20 protein-coding genes are annotated in these 21,864 nt (G+C 54.7%); 7 read left to right on the top strand and 13 right to left on the bottom strand.

From position 1 onward, the window contains the following. Positions 1–11: 11 nt before the first annotated feature. Positions 12–485 (bottom strand): protein CreA, encoded by a 474-nt coding sequence (creA, locus tag OGV94_RS20375; RefSeq protein WP_043018350.1) that lies wholly within the window; start codon positions 483–485, stop codon positions 12–14. Between the two features lie 211 nt (positions 486–696). On the opposite strand from creA, the gene robA reads away from it, so the two are divergent. Then, the gene (gene robA / locus OGV94_RS20370) at positions 697–1,566 is read left to right on the top strand and encodes an MDR efflux pump AcrAB transcriptional activator RobA (RefSeq protein ID WP_043018349.1); all 870 of its coding nucleotides are present in this window, start codon (positions 697–699) and stop codon (positions 1,564–1,566) included. Here the strand turns inward: robA and gpmB are convergent. Further along, on the bottom strand, positions 1,563–2,210 hold the full coding sequence (gene gpmB, locus OGV94_RS20365; protein ID WP_005123948.1) for a 2,3-diphosphoglycerate-dependent phosphoglycerate mutase GpmB: 648 nt from the start codon (positions 2,208–2,210) through the stop codon (positions 1,563–1,565). The genes robA and gpmB overlap by 4 nt on opposite strands. Positions 2,211–2,281: 71 nt before the next feature. On the opposite strand from gpmB, the gene yjjX reads away from it, so the two are divergent. Next, positions 2,282–2,797, top strand: coding sequence for an inosine/xanthosine triphosphatase (gene yjjX, locus OGV94_RS20360; RefSeq protein ID WP_043018348.1), 516 nt, complete (start codon positions 2,282–2,284; stop codon positions 2,795–2,797). 55 nt (positions 2,798–2,852) lie between these two features. On the opposite strand, the gene trpR is transcribed toward yjjX, so the two are convergent. After that, a complete protein-coding gene (gene trpR, locus OGV94_RS20355) occupies positions 2,853–3,179 on the bottom strand; it encodes a trp operon repressor (protein WP_005123945.1) in 327 nt (108 codons plus the stop codon). Positions 3,180–3,268: 89 nt separating this feature from the next. Continuing rightward, the gene (gene sltY / locus OGV94_RS20350) at positions 3,269–5,206 is read right to left on the bottom strand and encodes a murein transglycosylase (protein ID WP_181230796.1); all 1,938 of its coding nucleotides are present in this window, start codon (positions 5,204–5,206) and stop codon (positions 3,269–3,271) included. A gap of 207 nt (positions 5,207–5,413) precedes the next feature. On the opposite strand from sltY, the gene ettA reads away from it, so the two are divergent. After that, the gene (gene ettA, locus OGV94_RS20345; protein ID WP_043018346.1) at positions 5,414–7,081 is read left to right on the top strand and encodes an energy-dependent translational throttle protein EttA; all 1,668 of its coding nucleotides are present in this window, start codon (positions 5,414–5,416) and stop codon (positions 7,079–7,081) included. Positions 7,082–7,178: 97 nt separating this feature from the next. Here the strand turns inward: ettA and nadR are convergent, their stop codons facing one another. From nadR to serB, 3 genes are all read right to left on the bottom strand, one after another. After that, positions 7,179–8,411, bottom strand: coding sequence for a multifunctional transcriptional regulator/nicotinamide-nucleotide adenylyltransferase/ribosylnicotinamide kinase NadR (gene nadR, locus OGV94_RS20340; RefSeq protein WP_199994966.1), 1,233 nt, complete (start codon positions 8,409–8,411; stop codon positions 7,179–7,181). 140 nt (positions 8,412–8,551) lie between these two features. Further along, entirely contained in the window at positions 8,552–9,934 is a 1,383-nt protein-coding gene (radA, locus tag OGV94_RS20335; RefSeq protein ID WP_043018344.1) for a DNA repair protein RadA, read from the bottom strand. Between the two features lie 11 nt (positions 9,935–9,945). Continuing rightward, the gene (serB, locus tag OGV94_RS20330) at positions 9,946–10,914 is read right to left on the bottom strand and encodes a phosphoserine phosphatase (protein ID WP_043018343.1); all 969 of its coding nucleotides are present in this window, start codon (positions 10,912–10,914) and stop codon (positions 9,946–9,948) included. Between the two features lie 115 nt (positions 10,915–11,029). Between serB and OGV94_RS20325 the strand changes: the two genes are divergently transcribed. Together OGV94_RS20325 and lplA are read left to right on the top strand one after the other, a co-directional pair. Next, positions 11,030–11,671, top strand: coding sequence for a YtjB family periplasmic protein (locus OGV94_RS20325; RefSeq protein WP_043018342.1), 642 nt, complete (start codon positions 11,030–11,032; stop codon positions 11,669–11,671). A 27-nt stretch (positions 11,672–11,698) separates the two neighbouring features. Continuing rightward, entirely contained in the window at positions 11,699–12,715 is a 1,017-nt protein-coding gene (lplA, locus tag OGV94_RS20320; RefSeq protein ID WP_043018341.1) for a lipoate--protein ligase, read from the top strand. 97 nt (positions 12,716–12,812) lie between these two features. Here the strand turns inward: lplA and deoD are convergent, their stop codons facing one another. The 4 genes from deoD to deoC all read right to left on the bottom strand — a co-directional run bounded on the left by deoD (position 12,813) and on the right by deoC (position 17,274). Next, on the bottom strand, positions 12,813–13,532 hold the full coding sequence (gene deoD / locus OGV94_RS20315) for a purine-nucleoside phosphorylase (protein WP_000224864.1): 720 nt from the start codon (positions 13,530–13,532) through the stop codon (positions 12,813–12,815). A 195-nt stretch (positions 13,533–13,727) separates the two neighbouring features. Next, a complete protein-coding gene (gene deoB / locus OGV94_RS20310) occupies positions 13,728–14,951 on the bottom strand; it encodes a phosphopentomutase (protein WP_043018340.1) in 1,224 nt (407 codons plus the stop codon). A 52-nt stretch (positions 14,952–15,003) separates the two neighbouring features. After that, a complete protein-coding gene (gene deoA, locus OGV94_RS20305; protein WP_043018339.1) occupies positions 15,004–16,326 on the bottom strand; it encodes a thymidine phosphorylase in 1,323 nt (440 codons plus the stop codon). Positions 16,327–16,494: 168 nt separating this feature from the next. Next, positions 16,495–17,274, bottom strand: coding sequence for a deoxyribose-phosphate aldolase (gene deoC, locus OGV94_RS20300; RefSeq protein ID WP_042312514.1), 780 nt, complete (start codon positions 17,272–17,274; stop codon positions 16,495–16,497). Between the two features lie 261 nt (positions 17,275–17,535). On the opposite strand from deoC, the gene OGV94_RS20295 reads away from it, so the two are divergent. Together OGV94_RS20295 and OGV94_RS20290 are read left to right on the top strand one after the other, a co-directional pair. Beyond that, on the top strand, positions 17,536–19,086 hold the full coding sequence (locus OGV94_RS20295) for a YjjI family glycine radical enzyme (protein ID WP_047406362.1): 1,551 nt from the start codon (positions 17,536–17,538) through the stop codon (positions 19,084–19,086). Further along, positions 19,058–19,921 (top strand): YjjW family glycine radical enzyme activase, encoded by an 864-nt coding sequence (locus OGV94_RS20290; RefSeq protein ID WP_087050988.1) that lies wholly within the window; start codon positions 19,058–19,060, stop codon positions 19,919–19,921. The genes OGV94_RS20295 and OGV94_RS20290 overlap by 29 nt, the downstream gene beginning before the upstream one ends. A gap of 95 nt (positions 19,922–20,016) precedes the next feature. Here OGV94_RS20290 and OGV94_RS20285 read toward each other — a convergent pair whose 3' ends face one another. Together OGV94_RS20285 and OGV94_RS20280 are read right to left on the bottom strand one after the other, a co-directional pair. After that, positions 20,017–20,793, bottom strand: coding sequence for a metal-dependent hydrolase (locus OGV94_RS20285; RefSeq protein ID WP_286524240.1), 777 nt, complete (start codon positions 20,791–20,793; stop codon positions 20,017–20,019). Then, positions 20,790–21,863, bottom strand: a complete 1,074-nt coding sequence (locus tag OGV94_RS20280) for a patatin-like phospholipase family protein (protein ID WP_043018334.1) — start codon at positions 21,861–21,863, stop codon at positions 20,790–20,792. The genes OGV94_RS20285 and OGV94_RS20280 overlap by 4 nt, the downstream gene beginning before the upstream one ends. Between the last annotated feature and the right edge of the window lies 1 nt (position 21,864).

The raw sequence follows: 21,864 nt of genomic DNA, 5'->3' as shown, positions 1-21,864 counted from the left end.
TTGCTTCCTTGTTATTGCCGCCACGGCATGATGGGCACCGCGCTGATGGCATTTTTGGGCGATCCATCGACCACTTTATCTGAATAGGCCAGATAGGCCAGCGCATTACGTTTCGCGTCGTAAAAACGCACGACCTGTAAGGATTTAAACACCAGCGAGGTACGTTTTTTAAACACCACTTCGCCCTGCGCTTTGCCGTTCTTGATTCTGTCGCTCAGTTCTACCGGCCCTACCTGCTGGCAGGAGATGGCGGCATCGGAGGTATCTTCCGCCAGCCCCAGTCCACCTTTGATGCCGCCGGTCTTCGCCCGGCTCACGTAGCACGTCACGTTGGTCACATCCGGATCGTCAAACGCTTCGACCACAATTTTATGATCCGGCCCAAACATTTTGAAAACCGTATCGACAGATCCAATCTGCTCCGCGTGGGCGACCTGCGCCAACATCAGCAGAATTGAGGAAATGATTAAGCTCTTATATTTCATATTGTTACCATTCTTAAAAGTTACTCTGTGTAATTATTCGACATTTTAAGATAAAACGTATACAGATCACAGGATTACAATAATCACGCTTTCGTATGTCCGAAAAAAGCATTTATGAGCAAAAAAAACACTGAATGCTAAAACAGCAAAAAATGCTATTATCCACATACCTGACGTCAGGTACTCGTTGTTGAAAGGATGAGGATATTTTATGGATCAGGCTGGCATTATTCGCGACCTATTAATCTGGCTGGAAGGTCATCTGGATCAGCCTTTGTCGCTTGACAATGTGGCGGCAAAAGCAGGCTATTCCAAGTGGCACCTGCAGAGAATGTTTAAGGACGTGACGGGCCATGCTATTGGCGCCTACATCCGCGCCCGTCGTTTATCGAAATCTGCAGTGGCGCTGCGCCTGACTGCGCGCCCAATTTTGGATATTGCGCTGCAATATCGCTTTGACTCTCAACAAACCTTTACCCGCGCGTTCAAGAAACAGTTTTCCCAGACGCCTGCGCTGTATCGCCGCTCCCCGGAATGGAGCGCGTTCGGTATTCGCCCGCCAATGCGACTGGGTGAATTTACGATGCCTGCGCACGAGTTCGTTACGCTGGAAGATACGCAACTGCTTGGCACCACGCAAAGCTATTCCTGCTCGCTGGAACAGATTTCAGATTTCCGGCATGAAATGCGTATTCAGTTCTGGCGCGACTTCCTTGCTCATGCTCCTTCAATCCCGCCGGTGCTGTACGGGCTGAACGAAACGCGTCCGAGCATTGAAAAAGATGACGAGCAGGAAGTGTTTTACACCACGGCACTGACGCCGGAACAAGCCAATGGCTATGTGCCGTCGGCGCAGCCTATCCTGTTACAGGGCGGCGAGTACGTGATGTTTACCTATGAAGGGCTGGGTACCGGCGTGCAGGAGTTTATCCTGACAGTCTACGGCACATGCATGCCGATGCTGAACCTGACGCGCCGTAAAGGGCAAGATATCGAGCGATACTACCCGGCAGAAGATGCCAAAGCAGGAGATCGCCCGATCAACCTGCGCTGCGAATTCCTGATTCCGATTCGCCGCTAGCGCTGCAGTTCATCCAACGCAGGGGCATCCAGATGAGAAATGTCCCCTGCCGTTTCAACCACCCATCCCGGCGCCAGCCATAAGCTTTCCTGGTAATCGACGCGAGAAATAGAACAGTTGCGCAGACGCAGGCGACGTTCAGCCCAGGCCGGTAACCCCAAAATCGTACTCACCAGGCAACCCAGCGCGATACCGTGGCTGACCAGCAGTGGACGACTTCCCGGCGGCAGCTCCAGACAGGATGCCAGCGCCGCGTTGACGCGATCGCTCAACTCCTGCATCGATTCCCCTTCCGGAATACGACCATCCACCGTACCGTTCACCAACTGGCGACGCCAGCCCTCTTCCTCCGGCGTCAGCGTATCAATATGACGTTGCTCCAGCACGCCCATATTCAGCTCACGCAGACGGGAGTCATAGGTGATATCACAGCCACAGGCCTGGGCGATGATTTCTGCGGTGCGTCGTGTACGACCTAAATCGCTACTGATGACATGCGTAATTCCAAACGAGCGGGCGCGTTCTCCCACCTGCATGGCTTGCTGTTCACCTTTAGCGGTCAGTGGGCTGTCTGACTGGCCTTGAATACGTCGCTCGGCGTTCCACTGCGTTTCGCCATGGCGAACAAGGTATACCTGTAACATGCTTTTTTTCCGTTATATACTCGTCATACTTTGAGTAGACTCTGCGATGAATTTTCAAACTGAGCTTAATTATGCACAAGGTTATCTCTGCAACCACCAATCCTGCCAAAATTCAGGCAATTCTGCGGGCATTTGAAGAGATTTTCGGGGAAGGATCCTGCCATATTGAACCCGTCGCCGTCGAGAGTGGCGTGCCGGAACAACCTTTCGGAAGCCAGGAAACGCGCACTGGCGCACGAAATCGCGTTGATAACGCGCGCCGCCTGCACCCGCAGGCTGATTTCTGGGTCGCTATTGAAGCGGGTATTGACGATGACGCCACCTTCAGTTGGGTGGTGATTGATAACGGCATCCAGCGTGGAGAAGCCCGTTCAGCCACACTGCCATTGCCAGCTGTCATTCTCGACAGAGTCCGCCAGGGTGAAGCGCTCGGCCCGGTGATGTCGGACTATACGGGTATTGATGAGATTGGCCGTAAAGAGGGCGCAATCGGCGTCTTTACCGCGGGTAAGCTGACGCGCTCGAGCGTCTACCACCAGGCAGTGATTCTGGCGCTCAGCCCATTTCATAACGCGGTGTATTTATAGCATTGTGCCGGATGTTCAATCGTAGGCCGGATAAGGCAAAGCCGCATCCGGCGGATCAATTTTTCCCGAGCAGTACCTGCTCCAGCCAGTGACGCAGATCCACCGGTGCGGATTTGAGGCTGTTCGACCCCCGCGTAATGGTGGCGATCCCCGCTCCAAGCTCGTTTTTAAGCTCGCGCTGGCTCATCTCGCCACGCAGCAGCTCTTCAATGATACGCACACGCGTGCCCAACGCTTCGCGCTCATCCGGCGTTAACATCAAATTGAGCAGGGGCAGGTGTAAATCTTGTTCATAGGCGTGTTTAAGCAGATCGACAAAACGTAACCACTCCTGGTGACGCTGTTCTGCCATCTCTGCTGAATAGGGTGATTGCTGAGTCATAAGATATCGCCATCGTTGCGGGGGAAGCGTGCTTGCTTCCCCCTTTTGTACTCTTTAACGAGTACGATAGCATAACACAACCGACGCGATCAGTAACGACGTTGCCATTCTGCGTCGCTCATCAACTCCGGTTTATCACCGAGGAAATAGCGGTAGTACGCATCGTAAGCCAACACGTTCTTCACGTAACCACGCGTCTCTGAGAATGGAATGCTCTCGACAAACGCGACGGCATCAATCCGGCCCGCGCTATTGCCAAGCCAGGTGCGAACGCGCCCCGGTCCGGCGTTATAGGCCGCCGACGCAAAAATGCGGTTATTACCGAATTGCTGGTAAACATACTGCAAATAGCTGGTACCAATGTTGATGTTGGTATCAGGATCCAGTAGCTGGCTCGGGCTGCTGTAACCCGGAATCGAGAACATTTTCACCGTATGCGTCGCCGTGCCCGGCATAATCTGCATCAGCCCGCTGGCGCCGACCGGCGATTTCACTTTCGGGTTCCAGGCGCTTTCCTGACGCGCTATCGCCATCGCATAGCTCGGCGGAATATCCTTGCCGCTGGTGTAGCGGGTAAACAGATCCTTGTAGGCCAGCGGGAAGCGCTCTTCCAGATGATCCCACAGCTTACCGGCGATCGTCGCCTGCACGCTCAGATCCCACCAGTGATTATTGAACGCGTAACGCGCCAGTTGAGCCTGCTCAGACTTGGTGCGGCTGGTGACCAGATTCGCCCATTCACTGCGTGCGGTATTGTCCATGTTCCAGTACATCAGCTCGCGTACGCGCGCCATTTCCGGGCCCTGAGTTAACGCAGAGTCAACGTTGGCTGGGGCTTTATCCACTTTCAACTCATACTCTTCGCCCAGACGCTGTGCCGCCACCATCGGATAGAATCCGCGCTGCTGCATGAGCTGATGCAGGATCTCTTTGGCTTCCGCTTCGCGTCCGCGCTCCAGCAGCAGATCCGCCTGCCAGTAGCGCCACTCATCTTTTTCTTTTGCTTCCATTGGCAGACGCGCCAGCCAGGTATTCAGGCCACGACGATCGCCAGTTCCCAGCGCCATGCGCACGCGGCGCTCCACAAGTGAGGTGGAATTCGAACGCATAATGGCGTCATCGCGCCATTTGGCCTGCTCGTCGGTGACGTCGTTGCCCATCAAACGCCAGGCAACAATGTCGCGCAGCTCCTGAGTTTGCTCGTCATTCAACTGCTGCGCTTGTGTCAGAGACGGGATCATCAGGCGGGCATTCTCCACATCCTGACGCGCCACGCTGGCAAAGGCCACCGCTGCCATCTGTCGGGTGAAATCCGTGGCGCCAGTAGTGCGAGCAAAGGTCATCACCGAATTTGGATCGTTGGCCAGCGCAATGATCGCCGAAGCGATAGTTTGATATTGCGCGGGCATCTGTCCGGCCAACGCGGTGACCAGTCCGGTATTCCCGGCTTTCATCGCCAGACGAATACGTTCCAGATACGCCAGCGGATCCTGGGTGCCTGAGGCGCGCCATACGCCGAATAATTTGTCACAAGCGTTCGGCTGGCTTTTCCCGGTCAACCACAGTTCTTTCGCGCCCTGCCAGGCTTCTTCGGTTTGCCCGGTGCTCCATTTCGCAAAGTAATAGTTACATTGCGCTTCCGTGGTACCCGGTTTTTCCGGACTGAATGCCAGCAGTCCACGCCAGTCTTCCCGTCGCGCCAGTTCATTCACGAAACGTGATTGCAGAGTACGCGCTGGGGGCAGCGTCGGATTGGCGCGCACAAAATTGGTGACGGTAATGGTCGGCTGATTCATCAGATCGTCCGTAATCTGACGATATTCCAGATAAGGATACAGAGGATAGTTCTTCAGGCCGGGCATCATCTGCTCGACGACATCCATCTGTCGGTTATCCCAGGCCTGCTTAATTTGCGCATAGCGATTGCGCTGCTCATCCAGGGAATCGGCTCGCGCCACTTGACTGACCGTCAGCAGACATACGCTGGCCGCCAGCAGGCGCCAGGTAAATTGATTGGCTTTGTCCACAAGCTCTTCCTCTTCTCATGTTACGTCTGTGCAGCATCATGCCGCTTAATTCATTCATGCTAACCAGACATTGCAGAATGCGCCACGTCACGGACACTTTTTTACTTTTGTTGCGAGTGAGATCTGCTGGCTGGGATTGAGCAATGAAAAAGGCTACACTTCGCCTTTGAAAACTCTATTCATCACTATAAAAGAGGCGAAGTCCACGTGGCTCAATTCGTTTATACCATGCATCGTGTCGGCAAAGTCGTTCCGCCGAAACGTCATATTCTTAAAAACATCTCACTGAGCTTCTTCCCTGGCGCCAAAATCGGTGTACTCGGTCTGAACGGTGCGGGTAAATCTACCCTGCTGCGCATCATGGCCGGCATTGATACCGATATCGAAGGTGAAGCTCGCCCACAGCCTGGCATTAAAATCGGTTACCTGCCGCAGGAGCCGAAACTGAACCCGGAACATACCGTTCGCGAATCCGTTGAAGAAGCGGTTGCAGAAGTGGTTAACGCGCTGAAAGGCCTGGATGAAGTGTACGCGAAGTACGCCGAGCCGGACGCTGACTTCGACAAACTGGCCGCGCAACAGGGCAAGTTTGAAGAGATTATTCAGGCCCATGACGGTCATAACCTGAACGTGCAGCTTGAGCGTGCCGCCGACGCCCTGCGTCTGCCGGACTGGGACGCTAAAATTGAGAATCTCTCCGGTGGTGAACGCCGCCGCGTCGCGCTGTGCCGCCTGCTGCTGGAAAAACCAGACATGCTGCTGCTCGACGAACCGACCAACCACCTGGATGCGGAATCCGTGGCATGGCTGGAACGCTTCCTGCACGATTTCGAAGGCACCGTAGTGGCGATCACCCACGACCGTTACTTCCTCGACAACGTAGCGGGTTGGATTCTGGAGCTTGACCGTGGTGAAGGTATTCCGTGGGAAGGCAACTACTCCTCCTGGCTGGAGCAGAAAGATCAGCGTCTGGCCCAGGAAGCCTCTCAGGAAGCGGCTCGCCGTAAATCCATTGAGAAAGAGCTGGAGTGGGTACGTCAGGGCGCTAAAGGCCGTCAGTCTAAGGGCAAAGCCCGTCTGGCGCGCTTTGAAGAGCTGAACAACACCGAATATCAGAAGCGTAACGAAACCAACGAACTGTTTATCCCACCTGGAGCTCGTCTGGGCGATAAAGTCGTTGAAGTCACCAATCTGCGTAAATCCTACGGCGATCGTGTGCTGATTGACGACCTGAGCTTCTCGGTACCGAAAGGCGCCATTGTCGGCATCATCGGTCCGAACGGCGCGGGTAAATCAACCCTGTTCCGTATGATGTCCGGTCAGGAACAGCCTGACAGCGGCACCATCACGCTGGGTGAAACCGTCAAACTGGCCTCCGTTGACCAGTTCCGTGATGCGATGGACAACAGCAAAACCGTATGGGAAGAAGTTTCCGGCGGGCTGGATATCATGCGTATCGGCAATACCGAAATGCCAAGCCGCGCCTACGTGGGCCGCTTCAACTTCAAAGGTGTGGATCAGGGCAAACGCGTCGGCGAGCTGTCCGGCGGTGAGCGTGGTCGTCTGCATCTGGCGAAGCTGCTGCAGGTTGGCGGCAACATGCTGCTGCTCGATGAACCAACCAACGACCTGGATATTGAAACCCTGCGTGCGCTGGAAAACGCCCTGCTGGAATTCCCGGGCTGCGCGATGGTTATCTCGCACGACCGTTGGTTCCTTGACCGTATCGCGACTCACATTCTGGATTACCAGGATGAAGGTAAGGTTGAGTTCTTCGAAGGTAACTTTACCGAATACGAAGAGTACAAGAAACGCACGCTTGGCGCAGATGCGCTGGAGCCGAAGCGTATTAAGTACAAGCGTATTTCTAAGTAATTACCGTTAAGCGCCGGATGGCGGCGTTACGCCTTATCCGCCCTACGAGGTTAGTGCGACTTGTAGGCCGAATAAGCACCGCCATCCGGCATTTAAACTATCTCTGCTCGCCCATGAGCTCTTTCACCAACTCCACGCAGCGCAGGAAGCGACCGTCGTAGTCAGGCTCCTGAACGTGCACAAAATTGATATTGTTTTCCTGCAGCATCTCAACCAGCAGCGTCTGAAACGCTTTTCTGTCAACCGAACTACCAAGGCTGCGCAAACCATCCGCCACCCACGGGGTGTTGTTTTCCAGTAGGATCACCAGATCAAAGCGATACTCGTCAATCAGCGCCTGCACAAACGGGTGTTCACGCCCTTCGTACTTTTTACAGAAAGCCTGAGTGGTCACGAAATCGGTGTCGATGAACGCCACTTTATTGGCATACTTAACTGCAAAATCAATGTATTGCGCTTGTCCCAGGGCGATCTTATCGTAGTCGGAATACTGCAACGCCATCTCATCGCCGCCCAAATGGGAGAAGACGTAATCACGCCCGTATTCCCACGCACTGGTGGTGTTAAAGATATTGGCGAGCTTGTTCACCAGCGTGGATTTTCCGCTCGACTCCCCGCCGAGGATCGCCACGGTGCGCACGAAAAACGGCTTCACTTCGGTGGGAATATACTCCCAATAGCGAAACGGGTTTTCGCGAATTTGCCCGCCACTGATGTTCATAAACGTTCGTTTCGGATCCACCAGCACCGTTTCGATCCCCAGATGTTCCAGATACTGCGGGGCATCTGATTCTTCAGAAGTGTAGATCCAGTTTGGCTGGATCCCTTTCTCCTGCATAAACGTTTTGATCCCGTTGCTCCACACGTCCCAACCGTGCGGATACGGCTCCATGCCCTCTTCGTTGAAGGCATGAATACGGATATTTTTCTGATACTTAAAGGTTTGCAGCAGCCAACGTAGACGATCGGGTACCGTAGGCTGTTGCGACATGGCGCTGTCTTCAAACAGGCTGCGATCGCGCGTGTCGTCATAGCCCATGATGATATGCAGTTCATCAACCTGACTACATGCACGCTGGATAAGATAGATATGACCGGTGTGCAGCGGATAAAACTTACCGAATACCACACCAATATTTTTCTGCTGGCGTGGAAACTCCAGCCCAAGAAAGCGGTGCAATGCCTCCAGCTTTTGCGCACTGGGGCTTTTGATTTTGGCATTCAGCAGTTGGCTTAGGTATCCCTTGGTCATGCCACTGGCATCCGCCACCTGTTGCAGGGTACAGCCTTTTTGCTTTATGGCGGTTTTGAGATAATCGAACGATGACACAAGAGCCTCCTGCTGGAAAAATCGCGTAACACTGCCTGATGGCGCTTCGCTTATCAGGCCTACAACATCAATCCGTAGGCCGGATAAGACGCATTGCGTCGCCATCCGGCAAATTATACAACATCACTGCATACAGAGGATTATAGGTCGTCAAACACGCCTAACGCATCCGCAAGCTTTTTAACGCCAAAGACCTGCATCCCTTCCGGTACTTTTTTCGGCACGTTGGCGGCGGGAACTATCGCCCGACGAAAGCCGTGCTTCGCCGCTTCCGAAATACGCTCCTGGCCGCTGGGTACCGGACGGATTTCGCCTGCCAGTCCTACTTCGCCAAAGACCACTAAGTCCTGCGGCAACGGCCTGTCGCGCAGGCTGGAAACCATTGCCAGCAACAGCGCCAGGTCGGCGCTGGTTTCGGTGACTTTTACGCCGCCGACCACGTTGACGAACACGTCCTGATCCGCCATCTGCAAGCCGCCGTGACGATGCAGCACCGCCAGCAGAATCGCCAGGCGGTTCTGTTCCAGACCGACCGCCACGCGACGTGGGTTCGCCATCATTGAGTGATCGACCAATGCCTGAATCTCTACCAGCAGCGGACGCGTGCCTTCCCAGACCACCATCACTGAACTGCCGGAGGTGACTTCATCGCCACGGCTTAAGAAGATAGCGGAAGGGTTACTGACTTCACGCAGCCCCTGTTCCGTCATGGCGAAGACGCCCAGCTCATTCACCGCGCCAAAGCGGTTTTTATGGCTACGCAGTGTACGGAAGCGGGAATCGGCATCACCGTCGAGCAGCACCGAGCAGTCGATACAGTGCTCCAGCACCTTCGGCCCGGCCAGCGATCCGTCTTTGGTGACATGACCAACCATCACAATCGCCACGCCGCGCGTTTTGGCAAAACGCGTCAGGTAGGCCGCCGTTTCGCGCACCTGCGCCACGCTGCCCGGCGAAGACTGAATATCCGCCATGTGCATCACCTGAATGGAGTCGATCACCATCAGTTTCGGTTGTTCTTCTTCGGCAATCAGGCAAATTTGTTCGATACTGGTTTCTGACAGCATGTTCAGATTCGCCGTCGGCAGGCCAAGCCGGTGCGCGCGCATCGCTACCTGTTGCAGCGACTCTTCGCCGGTGACGTACAGGGTTTTCATCTGCTCAGCAAGCTTGCACAGCGTTTGCAGCAGCAGCGTTGATTTCCCCGCGCCGGGGTTACCGCCAATCAGAATGGCGCTGCCGGGTACCACCCCGCCGCCCAGCACGCGGTCAAACTCTTTAAATCCGGTGGAAAAACGCGGCAGTTCCTCAAGGCTGATGTCAGACAGCTTCTGCACTTTTGCGACGCCCGCATTCCCGGCATAGCCACTGAGCCGCTCGTTACGCGCCACCGTCGGCGACGCGGCAAGGCGTACCTCGGTAATGGTGTTCCAGGCCTGGCAGGCGCTGCATTGCCCCTGCCAGCGCGGGTAATCGGCCCCGCATTCATTACAAACAAAGGCGCGTTTTGGAGCTTTTGCCACGTTTTACCTCGTTATTTCTGGTTCATGCTGCCGGAGAGAATGCAGAACACGCCCATCAGGTCAGCATGACGGATAGTAATTTCCGTCTTTTCATTCACTTTCGGTTTGGCATGATACGCAATACCCAATCCGGCCGTTTTGATCATCGGCAGGTCGTTGGCGCCGTCGCCGATCGCTACCGTCTGCGCGATCGGGATCTCATACTCCTGCGCCAGTCGGGTCAATGTATTGGCTTTGTACTGCGCATCGACGATATCACCGATCACATTGCCGGTGAATTTACCGTCCATGATCTCCAGCTCGTTTGCCACAGCCGCCGTCAGACGCAGTTTGTTACGCAGATAATCGGCAAAGAAGGTAAAGCCGCCGGAGGCGATTGCCACTTTCCAACCGAGCGTTTCCAGTTTTAACACCAGTTGAGTCAGGCCAGGCATCAGCGGAAGTGTTTCGCGCACTTGGTGCAAAATATTGGCATCAGCGCCCTTCAGCGTCGCCACGCGGCTGCGCAGGCTGGCGGTAAAGTCCAGTTCGCCACGCATCGCGCGTTCGGTGACTTCGGCAACCATTTCGCCGGTTCCGGCCAGTTTAGCAATTTCATCAATACACTCGATCTGGATCGCCGTCGAGTCCATGTCCATCACCAGTAAACCCGGCGTGCGCAGATGTGGAATTTTACCCAGCGGTGCAACATCCAGTCTGGCGTCATGCGCCAGTTTTGCCGCGCGTGGCGTTAATGAGCCCGCCAGACGAATCACCTGATAATCTTCAACGCACCACGCCGCCACGATCACCATCGCTGCGCCCAGTTTACTCTGGTATTGCGTTAACCGTTGCTTATCCAGCCCACGACCGTACAGCAGCCAGCCACTGCGGCCCGCGTGGTAATCCAGCGGCATCACTTCATCACCGCTTAAAGAGAGGGGCAGACCTGGCCACAGAGAGACATCTTCAGGTAGATCGCACCAGGTAATGTTAGGCATTAAAGCTCCTGTAAAATCGTTCGGGTCGGAATCATCAGGGGAAAATAACGCATGAGGCTACCCTGTAACCAGCGCTTCTGGCAACATTAAGTCTCAAATTTTCAGCAGGTGGAATATGGCTCGCACAAAACTGAAATTCCGACTTCATCGTGCAGTGATAGTATTGTCCTGCCTTGCGCTGCTCGTCGCTCTGATGCAGGGGGCTTCCTGGTTTAGTCAAAGCCACCAGCAGCAGCGTAATCCTCAGCTCGAAGAGCTGGCGCGCACGCTGGCTCGCCAGGTCGCGTTAAACGTCGCCCCATTGATGCGTACCGAAACGCCGGATGAAAAGCGCATTAAGGCGGTGCTCACGCAACTGACGGAGAGTAGCCGTATTCTGGACGCTGGCGTGTACGACGAACAGGGAGACCTGATTACGCGCACCGGTGAGAGCGTCAATGTTCGTGACCGGCTGGCGCTCGACGGCAAAAAAGCCGGGGGATATTTTAACCAGCAGATTGTCGAACCCATCCAGGGGAAAAATGGTCCGCTGGGCTATCTACGCCTGACGCTGGATACCCACACGCTCGCGACCGAAGCCAAGCAGGTGGATAACACCACCAACATCTTACGCCTGATGCTGCTTCTGTCGCTGGCAATCGGCGTGGTGCTGACCCGTACCTTATTGCAAGGTAAGCGTACCCGCTGGCAGCAATCCCCTTTCCTGCTGACCGCCAACAAACCGGTGCAGGAAGAAGATAACGAGAAAAAAGAGTAAAAACAGTAAAATAAAGGGAAATCAACCATGACCACACTACGCCTGCTTATCTCAGACTCTTACGATCCGTGGTTTAACCTCGCGGTCGAAGAGTGCATTTTTCGCCAGATGCCCGCCACGCAGCGCGTCTTGTTCTTATGGCGTAACGCCGATACGGTGGTGATTGGCCGGGCGCAAAACCCGTGGAAAGAGTGTAATACCCGGCGTATGGAGGAAGACAACGTGCGGCTCGCCCGTCGCAGTAGCGGCGGCGGCGCGGTATTCCATGACTTAGGCAATACCTGCTTTACCTTTATGGCCGGTAAGCCAGAGTACGACAAAACCATCTCCACCGCGATTGTCCTCAATGCTCTGAACGCATTGGGCGTAGAGGCCGACGCCTCCGGGCGTAACGATCTGGTGGTCAAAACGCCGGACGGCGATCGCAAGGTTTCCGGCTCTGCTTATCGGGAAACGAAAGATCGCGGATTCCACCACGGCACGCTGCTGTTGAACGCGGATTTAAGCCGCCTGGCAAACTATCTCAATCCCGATAAAAAGAAACTTGCCGCCAAAGGCATCACCTCGGTTCGCTCGCGGGTGGCGAATTTAACGGAGCTGTTGCCGGGCATTACCCATCAACAGGTCTGTCAGGCCATTACGGAAGCCTTTTTTACTCACTACGGCGAACGTGTCGAAGCGGAAATTATCTCGCCGGATAAAACGCCGGATCTGCCGAACTTTGCCGACACCTTTGCCCGCCAGAGCAGTTGGGAGTGGAATTTTGGTCAGGCACCTGCATTCTCGCACCTGCTTGACGAGCGTTTCACCTGGGGCGGCGTTGAGCTGCATTTCGACGTGGAGAAAGGTCATATCACACGTACGCAGGTGTTTACCGACAGCCTCAATCCCGCGCCGTTAGAAGCGCTGGCGGGTCGTCTGCAAGGATGCTTGTACCGTGCGGATATGCTGCAACAGGAGTGTGAGGCGCTGCTGGTTGATTTCCCGGAGCAAGAAAAAGAGTTACGCGAGCTGTCGGCATGGATTGCCGGAGCGGTGCGTTAAGCACTGGCCTGAAAATGCCGGATGGCGGCGACGCCTTATCCGGCCTACGAGAAGAATGGTAAGCCCGGTCAGCTCAGAGCCACCGGGCAAACAACGCTTACTCTTTATCGCCCAGCAGAACGGATTCCAGTGCGATTTTGATCATGTCGTTGAAGGTCGTCTGACGTTCAGCCGCAGTGGTTTGCTCGTGAGTACGGATATGGTCGGATACGGTGCAGATAGTCAGCGCTTTCGCACCAAACTCAGCCGCGACGCCATAGATGCCCGCTGCTTCCATTTCCACGCCCAGCACGCCGTATTTTTCCATCACGTCGAACATTTCGCCGTCCGGAGAGTAGAACAGGTCAGCGGAGAACAGGTTGCCCACGCGCGCGTCTACGCCCAGCGCTTTTGCCGCATCAACCGCGTTACGCACCATGTCGAAATCAGCGATAGCGGCGAAGTCATGATCTTTAAAACGGATACGGTTAACTTTGGAGTCGGTGCAAGCGCCCATACCGATAACCACGTCACGCAGTTTAACGTCCATACGCACAGCGCCACAGGAACCTACGCGAATGATTTTCTTCACGCCGAAATCGGTGATCAACTCTTTGGTGTAAATGGAGCAGGACGGGATACCCATACCGTGACCCATTACGGAGATCTTACGGCCTTTATAAGTACCGGTGAAACCTAACATGCCGCGCACGTTGTTCACTTCACGAACATCTTCGAGGAAAGTTTCAGCAATATGCTTTGCACGCAGCGGGTCGCCCGGCATCAATACGACGTCAGCGAAATCACCCATTTCTGCATTAATATGTGGAGTTGCCATTTTTTATCCTTATTTCGTTGTTATTGCCTGATGGCGACTACGCCTTATCAGGCCTACAAAACGTATCCAAATACCCTAAGGATTTCGCGTTGTAGGAAGGCGACGAATTCGTGTATCCCCAGGAGCATAGATTCACTATGTGACCGGGGTGAGCGAATGAAGTCAACGCATCTACAGCGCGAAAGACAACGGGTATTACAGCATGTTTTTACCGTAGTCCATCGGCGACGTACCAAAGTAGCTCGCCAGCGTCTGACCGATATCCGCGAAGGTTTCACGGTGACCTAAAGAGCCAGGTTTAACTTTCGGGCCGTAGACCAGTACCGGAATGTGCTCACGGGTGTGGTCAGTGCCGGTCCAGCTCGGGTCGCAGCCGTGGTCGGCGGTCAGGATCAGAATGTCATCTTCACCTACCAGCTCCATCAGCTCTGGCAGACGGCGGTCAAACAGTTCCAGACCCGCGGCGTAACCGGCGATATCGCGACGATGTCCCCAGGAAGAGTCGAAATCAACGAAGTTGGTGAAGACGATGGTCTTATCACCGGCTTCTTTCATCTCTTTGATGGTGGCGTCGAACAGCGCGTCCAGACCGGTGGCTTTCACTTTTTTAGTGATGCCGCAGTTAGCGTAGATATCCGCGATTTTACCGACGGAAACCACGTGACCGTCTTTCTCATCGACCAGTTTCTGCAGCACGGTCGGTGCTGGCGGCTCAACGGCCAGATCGTGACGGTTACCGGTACGCTGGAAGTTACCGGCTTTATCACCGATAAACGGACGTGCGATAACACGACCGATGTTGTAACCACCTTCGGTCAGTTCCTCACGAGCGATTTCGCACAGCTCGTAGAGTTTATCCAGGCCAAAAGTCTCTTCGTGGCAGGCAATCTGGAACACGGAGTCAGCGGAGGTATAGAAAATCGGCTTGCCGGTTTTCATATGCTCTTCACCCAGTTGATCCAGGATCACGGTACCGGAAGAGTGGCAGTTGCCGAGGTAGCCCGGCAGGTTGGCACGTTTTACCAGCTTATCCAGCAGTTCCTGCGGGAAGCTGTTTTCATGATCGGAGAAATAACCCCAGTCAAACAGAACCGGAACACCGGCGATTTCCCAGTGACCAGACGGTGTATCTTTCCCGGAAGAGAGTTCATGCGCCCATGCATAGGCGCCAATGACTTCCGCGTTACCGTCCATGCCAGCAGCAATTTTACCGGTAGAACCTTCGTGAGCTTTCACCAGGCCCAGACGGGTCAGGTTAGGCAGAGTCAGTGGGCCTTTGCGACCATTGTCAGCTTCACCTTTCGCACAGGCTTCTGCAATGTGTCCCATAGTGTCTGAGCCTACGTCGCCAAAGCGATCCGCATCTTCAGTCGCACCAATACCAAAGGAGTCCAGCACCATAATAAATGCACGTTTCATATTAATCTCCGTACCTTTTGCGCCGCAAAAAAGCGATCAGATCAGTATACAATTATTCGGTTATACGACGATAGACTGTCGGTGTAATTTCTGGCGCTTTATCGTCAAGGCTGATTGCCGCTTTGACCGCTTTCGCCGCTTCCTGCCAGCTGGCTTCATCTTTCGCGTGGATCACCGCCAGCGGACGCTGTCCATCTACGCTGTCGCCCAAACGCGCCATGTCGCTAAAGCCAACGCTGTAATCAATGGTGTCCGAAGCCTGACGACGACCGCCGCCCATGGAAACGACCGCCATTCCCAGCGCACGAGTATCCATGGCGCTAACAAAGCCTTCGGTATCAGCATATACCGCTTTGCTGAGCATTGCCGTCGGCAGGTACTTCGCATAATTTTCGACGAAATCGGTCGGTCCTTTCTGCGCCGCAACCATGCGACCAAAAATCTCTGCCGCTTTACCGTTATCCAACACCGCCTGCAATTTCGCACGGGCTTCGGCGTCATCTTTCGCCAGTTTGCCGGAGATCAGCATTTCCACGCACAGCGCCATGGTGACGTCTAACAGACGTGGATTGCGGTATTCACCGGTCAGGAACTGCACCGCTTCGCGGACTTCTACCGCGTTACCAGCGCTCGAGGCCAGTACCTGGTTCATATCGGTTAACAGCGCGGTGGTACGTACACCCGCCCCGTTCGCCACGCCGACAATCGCTTCGGCAAGGGCTTCAGAAAGCTCGTAGGTCGGCATAAAGGCGCCGCTGCCTACTTTCACATCCATCACCAACGCATCCAGCCCTTCCGCCAGCTTTTTCGCCAGGATGGAGCCGGTAATCAGCGGGATGGAATCCACGGTCGCGGTAATATCGCGGGTGGCATAAAAACGTTTATCCGCCGGTGCGAGCGAGCTGGTTTGCCCAATAATCGCCACACCCACGTCTTTAATAATTTCACGGAAACGCGCGTCGTCCGGGAAGATATCAAACCCAGGAATCGCTTCCAGTTTATCGAGCGTACCGCCGGTGTGCCCCAGGCCACGCCCGGAGATCATCGGAATATAGCCGCCACAGGCAGCAACCATCGGGCCTAACATCAGTGACGTTACGTCACCTACGCCGCCGGTAGAGTGTTTATCCACAATCGGGCCGTTAAGCTGCAGGCTTTTCCAGTCCAGCACGGTTCCTGAATCACGCATTGCCATGGTCAGCGAAACTCGCTCAGGCATTGTCATATCGTGGAAGAAAATGGTCATCGCCAGGGCGGCGATTTGTCCTTCAGAGATGGTGTTGTCGCGAATACCATTGATAAAGAAACGAATTTCTTCATCGCTCAGCGCGTGACCATCACGTTTTTTACGAATAATTTCTTGTGCGAGAAACACGGTAACCCCCGATTAATCAGGTTAAATGCTGCGGAAAACCCACTGCAATGAATGATTACTCTTAATAATCCAAGCCGTTGTAGGCCGGGTAAGCAACGCGCACCCGGCAGTCGTACTGATGCCGGATGGCGGCTGCGCCTTATCCGGCCTACGATGGGCAATTCAAACTTAGTAGCTGCTTGCGCTCTTACCGTCGCCATGACCCAGCGCTTTCAGCAGGCTCGCCAGCAGGCTGGATGCGCCAAAACGATAGTGACGAGAATCAGCCCAGTCAGCGCCAAACAGTTCGTCGGCAATCGCCAGGAACTGCTGTGCATCTTCTGCAGTACGCACGCCGCCAGCCGGTTTGAAACCTACGGTTTTAGAAACACCCATGTCGCGGATCACTTCCATCATGATGCGAGCGCTTTCAGGGGTCGCATTGACCGGCACTTTACCGGTAGAGGTTTTGATGAAATCAGCACCGGCTTTGATGGAGATTTCAGACGCTTTGCGAATCAGGGCTTCTTCTTTCAGTTCACCGGTTTCGATGATCACTTTCAGCAGCACGTTTGCCGCCGCGCACGCGTCTTTACAGGCTTTAACCAGATCAAAACCAACCTGCTCGTTACCCGCGATCAGCGCACGATACGGGAACACCACGTCAACTTCATCTGCACCGTAGGCTATCGCCGCGCGGGTTTCAGCCAGCGCAATCTCGATGTCGTCGTTGCCGTGCGGGAAGTTGGTGACGGTGGCAATACGGATGTCCGGCGTGCCCTGCTCTTTCAGAGTCTTACGCGCAACAGGAATGAAACGTGGATAGATGCAAATTGCTGCCGTGTTGCCAACCGGGGTCTTCGCCTGATGACACAGCGCGATCACTTTTTCATTGGTGTCGTCATCATTCAGGGTGGTCAGGTCCATCAGTTTCAGTGCACGCAGGCTGCTTGCTGTTAAATCGGTCATAACATTCTCCAACGGCATCGCCGTATAAAATTTCACCTTGCGAGTTTGTTAGTATTCTAACATCCGCTCGCTATTACACTTCGATATACATCACAGTTAATGAAAACCACATACAGATTTGCATTACTCTAATGAGATCTACTTCAAATAAATAACCTTTCCTGAGGGGATGCGGTGGCATCAGGCGCATCCGGATCAAAGGTTGTGGTGGCGTTGCTTTCTACAATGGCGTTACACCTTCGGGATAAAAAGGAATCAACGATGCCCACTTCAAGCGAACTCGCGCTGCAACAGCGTTGCCAACAAATCGTGACCAGTCCGGTGCTCAGCCCTGAGCAGAAACGCCATTTTCTGGCGCTGGAGGCTGAAAACGCGCTGCCTTATCCGCAACTGCCTGCTGAGGCACGCCAGGCGCTGGATGACGGGGTGATCTGCGATATGTACGAAGGTCACGCCCCGTTCAAACCGCGCTATGTCTTACCCGACTATGCGCGTTTTCTGGCCAACGGTTCATCGTGGCTGGAGCTGGAAGGTGCCAGCGATCTTGATGATGCGTTGTCCTTGCTCACCATCCTGTACCACCACGTTCCGTCAGTGACCTCAATGCCGGTCTATCTCGGTCAGCTCGACGCCCTGTTGCAACCATATGTTAGAATTCTAACACAAGAAGAGATCGATATTCGAATAAAACGTTTCTGGCGTTATCTCGACAGAACCCTGCCAGACGCGTTTATGCATGCCAACATCGGCCCCGCCGATACGCCAGTCACCCGAGCGATTTTACGTGCAGATGCAGAGCTAAAGCAGGTTTCACCTAATCTGACATTTATTTATGATCCGCAAATTACCCCTGACGATCTGCTGCTCAACGTGGCGCAAAATATCTGCGAGTGCAGTAAGCCGCACATTTCCAACGGCCCTGAAAATGATAAAATTTTCACAAAAGGTCAGTATGGCGTCGTCAGCTGTTACAACTCGTTGCCGCTCGCCGGAGGCGGAAGCACGCTGGTCAGGCTTAATCTGAAAGCCATTGCAGAGCGCAGTACCTCTGTCGATGACTTCTTTACGCGCACCCTACCGCACTATTGCCAACAGCAAATCGCCATCATTGATTCACGATGTGAATTCCTTTATGAAAAATCACATTTCTTTGAGAATAGCTTCCTCGTGCAGGAAGGGTTGATTGATCCCGAACGTTTTGTGCCTATGTTCGGCATGTATGGCCTGGCGGAGGCGGTGAACCTGCTGTGCGATAAGGCGGGGGAGAACGCGCGCTACGGCAAAGATGCGTTCGCCAATCAGCTCGGCTATCGTATCAGCGCCCAACTGGCGGAGTTTGTCGAAAGCACCCCGGTGAAATATGGCTGGAATCAGCGTGCGATGCTGCATGCGCAGTCAGGGATCAGTTCTGACATCGGCACCACGCCGGGCGCGCGTCTGCCCTACGGCGATGAGCCGGACCCGATCACCCATCTGCAAACCGTCGCGCCGCATCACGCGTTTTATCACGCCGGGATCAGCGACATTCTCACGCTGGATGAAACCATCAAACGTAATCCTCAGGCGCTGGTGCAACTGTGCCTCGGGGCGTTTAAAGCCGGAATGCGCGAGTTTACCGCCAACGTGAGCGGCAACGATCTGGTCCGCGTCACCGGCTATATGGTCCGCCTGTCGGATCTGGAAAAATATCGTGCCGCAGGTTCACGCACCAACACCACCTGGCTTGGTGAAGAAGCCGCGCGCAATACGCGCATTCTGGAACGACAACCTCGCGTGATTAGCCATGAACAGCAGATGCGCTTCAGTAAGTAGGCTGATTCCTTTCTCCTGCGTCGACGGGCCGGGCAGTCGCCTGGCTCTGTTTCTGCAAGGATGTAATCTGCGCTGTAAAAATTGCCACAACCCGTGGACGATGGGGCGCTGCAACGACTGCGGGGAGTGTGTACTGCATTGCCCGCATGAAGCGCTGAGCCTGAGCGCGGGGAAAGTATGGTGGCAGTCCGACGTGTGTCAGCAGTGCGATACCTGCCTGCACCTGTGCCCCCAGCAGGCCACGCCGATGGCGCAGAACATGAGCGTTGATGAGGTGCTGGAGCATATTCGCAAGGCAGTGCTGTTTATTGAAGGAATTACGGTCAGCGGCGGCGAAGCAACCACCCAGCTACCGTTTATCGTGGCGCTGTTTAGCGCGATCAAAACCGATCCACAGTTGCAACACCTGACCTGCATGGTAGACAGCAACGGCATGCTAAGCGAAACCGGCTGGCAAAAATTGTTGCCGGTGTGTGACGGCGTGATGCTTGATTTAAAAGCCTGGGACAGCGTGTGTCATCGACAGCTAACTGGCCGCGATAACACGCTGATTAAACAGAGCATTACCTTTTTGTCCGGGCAGGGAAAACTGGCGGAGCTGCGCCTGCTGGTGATTCCTGGTCAGGTGGATTATCTGCAGCATATCGATGCGCTGGCGGCGTTTATCAAGCGTTCAGGTGATGTACCGGTACGGCTGAATGCCTTTCATGCGCACGGGGTGTATGGCGAAGCGAAAGACTGGCCGAGTGCAACGCCGGAGGATGTCGAGCAACTGGCGCAAGGGCTACGCGAACGCGGTGTGAATAATATGATCTTCCCAGCGCTGTACCTGTGAAATGCCGGATGGCGGCTATGCCTTATCCGGCCTACACATGAGGTCAGTCCGTAGGCCGGATAAGACGCTTTTGCGTCGCATCCGGCACGCAACAATCACACAGTAAACAACGCGGTCGTATTGCGATACAGCGCGTCAGCGATCACATCTGCAGGTTCCGGGCGCAGCTCGCATAAGACGTCAAACACTCTGACTACCTGCTCAGGGCGGTTGGGCAGTCCCTGAAAGCCGTTGAGCGGCATATCCGGCGCGTCGGTTTCCAGCAGCAGCGAGTCCAGCGGCAGTTGCGCCATTACCTCGCGGGTTTTACTGGCGCGCGGATAAGTAATGGTGCCGCCCACGCCAATTTTGTACCCCAGTTGCACAAAGCGTTCGGCCTGCTGCACGCTTCCGGAAAACCCATGCACCACGCCAGTTCGTGGCAAAGCATGGCGTTTAAGGTGCATCGCCAGCTTGTCATGAGTGCGCCGCGAATGCAGGATCACCGGCAATTCGTAACGCTTCGCCAGCTTAAGCTGCGCTTCCAGCAGTCGCTCTTGCTTGTCGAATTGCGGATCGTCCCGATACAGATCCAGCCCAATTTCGCCTACTGCCACCAGCTTTTTGGGACGCTTATCCAGCGCCTGCTGCAACTGTTCCAGGCAATCATCACCATGCTGTTCAATGACAATCGGGTGCAGCCCCAGGGCAGCAAACAATGAAGGATAATGTTCCGCTAACGCCAGTACGCGGGGAAAATTCGCCGCCTGGGTGGCCGGAACGATAATGCTTTGCACGCCGACGTCAGCCGCGCGCTGAATGCTGGCAGATTCATCGCCGGTAAACGGTGGGAAATCAAAATGACAATGCGTATCGATAAAACGATAACTCACGCCAAATCCTCATTATCAAACGTCGTGTCGTTCGCCTGAGGCGCATTGGCTACCACAGGCGCGTGGGCGTCGTTGGCCACCGGCGCGGGAGGAACCACCACCGGCCCCGGCACCACAATCTTCGGCGTCTGACGAGGCAGCGGCGCATTTTTCGCCAGCAGTTTACCGACTGTCGCCAGGAAGTAACGACCACACAGGCGTCCTGTCTTGTAATCTTCCCGCAGCGCCGGAATACGGCTTCCCAACGCCATACTATGGAGCGGCTTGGGTGGATAGATCTCAAAGATGCGCAGTTTACCCGGCGGTTTCTCAATAAAACTTTGGATCGCGCGATAGCTGTCTTCATGGTGCTGGACCAGATTCAATAACGGTTGCAGACTGCTTTCGCCCAGCCAGCGTTCCATACGTTTGAACCACTGTGGCGTATAGTACATTTGCGAGGGTACTGTGCGGATAACCACCAGCGTTTTTGCTCCGTGCTTCGCCGCCTCTTGCACCGGTATGGCGTCGCTGACGCCACCATCAAGATAGTTCACGCCATCGAGCGCAACTCCTGTGCGGTAGAATCCGGGAATCGCGCTGGAAGCACGGATAAGATCGAGCCAATTTTGCCGATTCGGCGAAAAATAGCCCGGCGTGTAGTCATCGCCCCGACAGGCGCACATATAAAACGCTTTCCCTGCGGCAAACAGGCGCTCGGCGTTATCCATTGCCAGCGGCATCTGGGAGGCGGTCGAATCCACCAGCCAGTCGAGATCGATTAAGTTTCCCCCGCGCACAAAGCGCACCGGATCAAAAAACTCACGTCGGGTAGTGTAACGCATGATGACTTTACGACCGTAACCAGGCTGGTTACAGAGATAAGCTGAAAGGTTTTGCGCGCCAGCGGACGTCCCGTAGAAGAGATCAAAGGGATTGAACTGCGCCCGCATGAATTCATCCAGTACGCCAGCGGTGAAAATGCCTCTTTGTCCCCCGCCTTCGCACACCAGCGCCATACTGCCTGGTTGAAACGGACGTAACGATAACGGCGCGATATTACCGAGCGTGACGGGTATTCTCTGCCCCACC

This window comes from Citrobacter sp. Ce006 (genome assembly GCF_030336535.1).
GTDB classification, from domain to species: domain Bacteria; phylum Pseudomonadota; class Gammaproteobacteria; order Enterobacterales; family Enterobacteriaceae; genus Citrobacter; species Citrobacter europaeus.
This window is presented reverse-complemented; position numbering and strand designations above follow the sequence as displayed.